The sequence below is a fragment of the Mycobacterium sp. genome, from assembly GCF_049585075.1.
Lineage (GTDB): Bacteria > Actinomycetota > Actinomycetes > Mycobacteriales > Mycobacteriaceae > Mycobacterium.
The window spans coordinates 1-5,368 of sequence record NZ_JBAUZA010000026.1 but is presented as its reverse complement, the minus strand read 5'-3'; the positions used below and the strand labels follow the sequence as shown (position 1 = coordinate 5,368).

The 5,368-nt window shown below is 65.4% G+C and carries 5 protein-coding genes; 1 reads left to right on the top strand and 4 read right to left on the bottom strand.

What is annotated here, in order from left to right; genetic code table 11:
- On the top strand, positions 1 to 678 hold a 678-nt coding region (locus WB785_RS01280; protein WP_424076895.1), incomplete at its 5' end, for a pyridoxal-phosphate dependent enzyme.
- A 16-nt stretch (positions 679 to 694) separates the two neighbouring features.
- Here the strand turns inward: WB785_RS01280 and WB785_RS01275 are convergent.
- The 4 genes from WB785_RS01275 to WB785_RS01260 form a co-directional block, all read right to left on the bottom strand.
- The gene (locus WB785_RS01275) at positions 695 to 1,117 is read right to left on the bottom strand and encodes a hypothetical protein (protein WP_424076894.1); all 423 of its coding nucleotides are present in this window, start codon (positions 1,115 to 1,117) and stop codon (positions 695 to 697) included.
- A gap of 36 nt (positions 1,118 to 1,153) precedes the next feature.
- The gene (gene treZ, locus WB785_RS01270; RefSeq protein WP_424076893.1) at positions 1,154 to 2,890 is read right to left on the bottom strand and encodes a malto-oligosyltrehalose trehalohydrolase; all 1,737 of its coding nucleotides are present in this window, start codon (positions 2,888 to 2,890) and stop codon (positions 1,154 to 1,156) included.
- Positions 2,890 to 5,181, bottom strand: coding sequence for a malto-oligosyltrehalose synthase (gene treY, locus WB785_RS01265; RefSeq protein WP_424076892.1), 2,292 nt, complete (start codon positions 5,179 to 5,181; stop codon positions 2,890 to 2,892). Before treY ends, treZ begins: the two co-directional genes overlap by 1 nt.
- 3 nt (positions 5,182 to 5,184) lie before the next feature.
- On the bottom strand, positions 5,185 to 5,368 hold a 184-nt coding region (locus WB785_RS01260; RefSeq protein WP_424076891.1), incomplete at its 5' end, for a hypothetical protein.

The window sequence follows — 5,368 nt, the reverse complement described above, 5'->3', positions numbered from 1 at the left end:
ACCACCTACCTCGCCGAGCGGACGAACAACACCGCGGTGCTGGGTGTCGAACCCGCCGGCGCCGCGGCGATGATGGCCGCGCTGGCCGCCGGCGAGCCCGTGACCCTGGACCACGTTGACCAGTTCGTCGACGGCGCGGCGGTGAGACGGGCAGGAACGCTGACGTACGCCGCGCTGGCCGCTGCGGGTGACATGGTGTCGATCACCACCGTCGACGAGGGGGCGGTATGCACTGCCATGCTGGATCTGTACCAAAACGAGGGCATCGTGGCCGAGCCGGCAGGCGCGCTGTCGGTCGCGGGTCTGCTGGAAGCTGACGTCGAGCCGGACAGCATCGTCGTGTGCCTGGTCTCCGGCGGCAACAACGACGTGTCCCGGTACGGCGAAGTGCTGGAGCGCTCGCTGGTTCATCTGGGTCTCAAGCACTATTTTCTGGTCGACTTCCCGCAGGAGCCCGGTGCGCTGCGCCGGTTCCTGGACGAGGTGCTGGGACCCAACGACGACATCACGCTGTTCGAGTATGTCAAGCGCAACAACCGGGAGACCGGTGAGGCGCTGGTGGGTATCGAGCTCGGCTCGGCCGCGGACTACGACGGCCTATTGCACCGGATGCGGGCCACGGACATGCAAATCGAAACCATCGAGCCTGGCTCGGCGGCCTACCGCTATCTGCTTTAAGTCATCACCGCTTTCGTCAGACGGGCTGAACCGAGTCGTCGTTGGCGCGAAAGATCGGCTCCAACGGGACGGCGAACCGTTCGGCCATCTCTGTCAGCGTTTTCGACCACACCCGGTCGGCGGGTGAAACCGGCCCACGCCCCGGCCCGGTCAGCAGCAAGGCCACCGTGGTTCCCGGTCCCAGATCATCAAGCAGCGTGCGCAACGACGACATCAGGTTCCACAAGATCCGGCCCTGCGGCCGCGGACGAATCGGTACCTGGCAGAGCTTTTTCGTGAAGCATCGATCCGGCCCGATGAGACCGAACCACAACAGCCGCTTCTCAAATCCCAACGGCCCCATCAGCGCGCGCCACCGCTGGCGCAGATCGGCGGCGCAGTGAACGGGATCGTTGGCGGTCTCAATCGGTGGAATCGGCAACAGCTCGCGATGACTCATCCGCGCATCATCTTCCGTGGGCGGCTCCGCGGGTAGTCAGATATCCACAGCCCGCAGGATCGCGAACGAATATGGCTGCAGCTCGGCGGTCGTCGCGCCGATGCCGGGGGTAGCCGAGCACATCACCACGTCGCCGGTGACCGGAACGCCGACCGTCTCGACGCCCAGATTGCAGGCGATCGCCAACCGGCCCCGGTGCATGACGATCCAGCGCCGGTCCTCGTCATAATCGATGACGAGGTGGTCTAGCCACGGGTCGGCCAGGTCAGGGTCGTCGCGCCGCAACGTGATCAGGTTCTGGTAGACGCGGCGCAGCCGGGCATGTTCACCGGTGTCCACCTCATCCCAGTCCAGTTTCGAATGCTGGAAGGTCTGCGGGTCCTGCGGGTCGGGAATCTCGTCGGCGTCCCACCCGTGCTCGGCGAACTCCTTCTTGCGTCCCTCGGCGGTGGCGCGCGCCAGCTCGGGCTCTGGATGGGAGCTGAAGAATTGAAATGGTGTCGACGCTCCCCATTCCTCTCCCATGAAAAGCATTGCCGTGTACGGGGATCCGAGAACCAGCGCGGCTTTGACCGCCAACTGGCCATAGCTGAGATTCTGTGACGGGCGGTCTCCCAGCGCGCGATTGCCGACCTGGTCGTGGGTACAGGTGTAAGCCAGCAGCCGGGTGGCCGGGATCCCCGAGGTCTCAGTGGTGTCCAATGGTCGTCCGTGGCGCCGTCGTCGAAACGACGAATATGTGCCTGCGTGGAAGAAGCCGTTGCGCAACGTCTTTGCCAGCGTGGCCAACGATCCAAAGTCGGCATAGTAGCCCTGGCGCTCCCCGGACACCGCGGTGTGGATGGCGTGGTGGACGTCGTCGTCCCATTGCGCGGTCATCCCGTAGCCGCCGCTGCGACGGGGCGTGATCATCCGCGGGTCGTTCATGTCGCTCTCGGCGACCAAGGACAACGGCCGGCCCAATTGCTCAGCCAGCGCCGCGGTTTCGGCGGACATTTCTTCCAGGAGGTGGATCGCGGTGGTGTCCACCAAGGCATGTACGGCGTCCAGGCGCAGGCCATCGGCGTGGAAATCACGCATCCAGCGCAGCGCGCAGTCGATGATGTAGCGGCGCACTTCGTCGGAGTCGGCATCGGCGATGTTGATGCCTTCCCCCCACGGATTACTCGCAGACGACAAGTACGGGCCGAATCGCGGCAGGTAGTTGCCGGACGGGCCGAGATGATTGAACACCGCGTCGATCAGCACGCCCAAGCCGCGGGAATGGCAGGCGTCGACGAACCGGATCAATCCGTCGGGTCCGCCGTAGGGCTCGTGTACGGCAAACCACAGCACTCCGTCGTATCCCCAGCCATGCGTGCCAGAGAACGCGTTGACCGGCATCACCTCGACGAAATCAACACCGAGATCGACCAGATAGTCCAGCTTTTCGATCGCAGAGTCGAACGTACCCTCGGGCGTGAAGGTGCCGATGTGCAGTTCGTAGATCACCGCACCCTGCACCGACCGGCCGGACCAGCCGCTATCCGTCCACTTGATTGTCGGCGCCCACAACTGCGAGCGGCCGTGCACGCCGTCGGGTTGGCGGGGCGATCGCGGGTCGGGCAGCACCTTCGGATCGTCGTCGAGGAGATATCCGTACCGGCTTGTTGCTGTCGCGTCGATTGTGGTCCGCCACCAGCCGTCCGGACCGCGCGTCATCGGATGTATCTGACCGTCGACCTCGACACGCACCTGGCCCGGTTTGGGTGCCCACACGGCGAATTGCGCCATCACGTGCGCTCCAGCAGCGCCACCGGCAACGCGGCGAACAACTCGGCAGCCGCTGCCGCCCCAGTGACGACCGCCCCGGTCAGCGCGTCGGTCCACACACCCTCCGGGATCGCTACCACTGTGTCGCCCCAGCCGGATTGTTCGAGATGCACCGTCCAGCGGGTGACCGCGACAAGCACGTCACCACCGCGCAAAAACGCCACAACATGATCGGCGGCGGTGCCCGCGGCAAGCACAGGGTAGTAGCCGCCGCCCAGAAAGGTCTCCGGCCGGGCGCGGCGCAACTGCAAGGCTGCTTTGACGACCCGAATTTTCGGATGCTGCAAGGACTTCAGAGCCTGGCGCCGTTCCTCGTAGTCAACCGGGCGTCGGTTATCCGGGTCGACCAGGCTGTCGTCCCACAGCTCGGTGCCCTGATAGATGTCGGGCACGCCGGGCACGGTCAGCGCGAGCAGCTTCTGGGCCAGCGCGTCGTTCTCGGCGTGCGGCTGCAGCCGGACCACCAAGCTGGTCAGCTCGCGGGCCACCGGACCGTCAAGCACAGCGTCGAGCCAGGCGTGCACCGCACTCTCAAATTCGGCGTCGGGGTCTTGCCAGGAGGTATGCCAGGCAGCTTCTCGTATTGCCTTCTCGCCGTAGGCATGTAGGCGCTCACGTAGTTCGTCGGTAATTTCGCCGCTGGCTGGCCAGACACCGAAGATGTTCTGCCACAGAAATAGTCCGGTTGCGGGGTCGGGGGCCGGCGTTGCAGTTTCCCAGCGGGCGACGAATTCGCCCCACAGCGACGGCACCTGGGACAGCACACCGATGCGGGCTCGGACGTCTTCGCCGCGTTTGGTGTCATGGGTCGACAACGTCGTCATTGCGTGCGGCCAGAGTCGGTCGCGGGCTGCGGCGCGGTGGTGGAATTCCGCGGCGCCGACGCCGAACCGATGTGGCTCGCCGCCAACTTCGTTCAGCGATACCAGCCGGGCGTCGCGGTAGAACAGGCAATCCTCGACGGCCTTGGCGGTCACCGCGCCACACAACTGTTGCAGCCGCGTCGCCGGCTCACCGTCGTCGGCCAACGCACTCGCGATCAGCTGCAGCGGAACGTCCAAATCCGGTGCAGCAGACTGGGTTACCGCCAGCGCCGCGGGCAGTATTGCGGCCAAGCAGCGGTAATCACTGCGATAGACGTCTACGTGGGTGAGCAGTGCGGCCACCGCCGCGGGCAGTTGGGGATGGTCGGCACCGGCCGCCGCGACGATGCACCGCCGCAGCCTGCCAAGCTCACTGGCCAGTGTCTCGGTTGCCGCTGCGGTCTTGAGGTCGGCGAGCATGGCCGGCATGTCTCGGTAGTCGACGCCCGCGGAGTTGAGCAGCGCCGTCAACGCCGGCGCGCCGTTCGGGTCGACGAAAACCCCGCCGATCTCCCGAAGTGTGTCGTAACCCGTTGTGCCGGCTATCGGTAGCGTCGGCTCCAACGCCTCATCGACAGCGAGGATCTTCTCGATCACGATGTAGGCGTCCTGGCCCACCAGCTCTCGCAACCAAGTCAGATATCCGGCCGGATCCGACAAGCCGTCAGGATGATCGACACGCACGCCGTCGACCAGTCCTTCGGTGAACCAGCGGGCCACTTCGGCGTGACTGGCGTCGAACACCGACCGGTCTTCCTGGCGCAGGCCGGCCAGCGAGGTGATCGAAAAAAACCGCCGATAACCGCACACTCCGCGCTTCCACCCGACCAGCTGGTAGTGCTGGCGGTCATGCACGTCGGCGCCGGTGCCGTCACCGGTGCCCGGCGCGATCGGGAACGCCAGATCACCCAACCGCAAAAGATCACCGTCGACGGTCAAATCGACGATATCGTCGTCGGAACCCAATACCGGCAACACTATTCGGCCGTCGGCCAGGTCCCAGTCGATATCGAAATGCGGTGCATAGGTCGACGACCGGCCGTGCCGCAGTACATCCCACCACCACGGGTTCTGCTCCGGCTTGTCCACCCCGACGTGGTTTGGGACGATGTCGACCACCAGTCCCATGCCGCGGGCCCGCGCCGCCGCCGACAGTCGCGCCAGACCCTCCGGGCCGCCGAGTTCGCCCGACACCGTCGTCGGGTCGGTGACGTCGTAGCCGTGTGGCGACCCGTCCACTGGGGTCAGGATCGGCGACAGATACAGGTGCGACACCCCGAGCTCAGCGAGATAGTCGAGCAGGTTTTCGGCGTCGGCGAAGGTGAACCCGAAGCCGCTGGACTCACCCCGCAGCTGCAACCGGTAGGTGGACAGTACGGGAAATGCCATGCGTCATTGAGTCTTACGGAAGACGAGCAGCGCTCGGCCGGGCAGCGAGACTTCGTCGCCGTCGTGCACGACCAGCTTCACCTCGCCTGTGGAATCGGTGGTGTCGAGTTCCGCTGTCCATTCTTTGGCGTATTCGTCACGGGGTATGACGAAATCCACGACATGGTCGTGGGCGTTGAAGCACAGC

What these genes read in the sequence shown, in the direction of transcription:
- WB785_RS01275 (WP_424076894.1), bottom strand. Translation starts at nt 1,117, where the DNA reads ATGAGTCATCGCGAGCTGTTGCCGATTCCACCGATTGAGACCGCCAAC.
- treZ (WP_424076893.1), bottom strand. Translation starts at nt 2,890, where the DNA reads ATGGCGCAATTCGCCGTGTGGGCACCCAAACCGGGCCAGGTGCGTGTC.
- treY (WP_424076892.1), bottom strand. Translation starts at nt 5,181, where the DNA reads ATGGCATTTCCCGTACTGTCCACCTACCGGTTGCAGCTGCGGGGTGAG.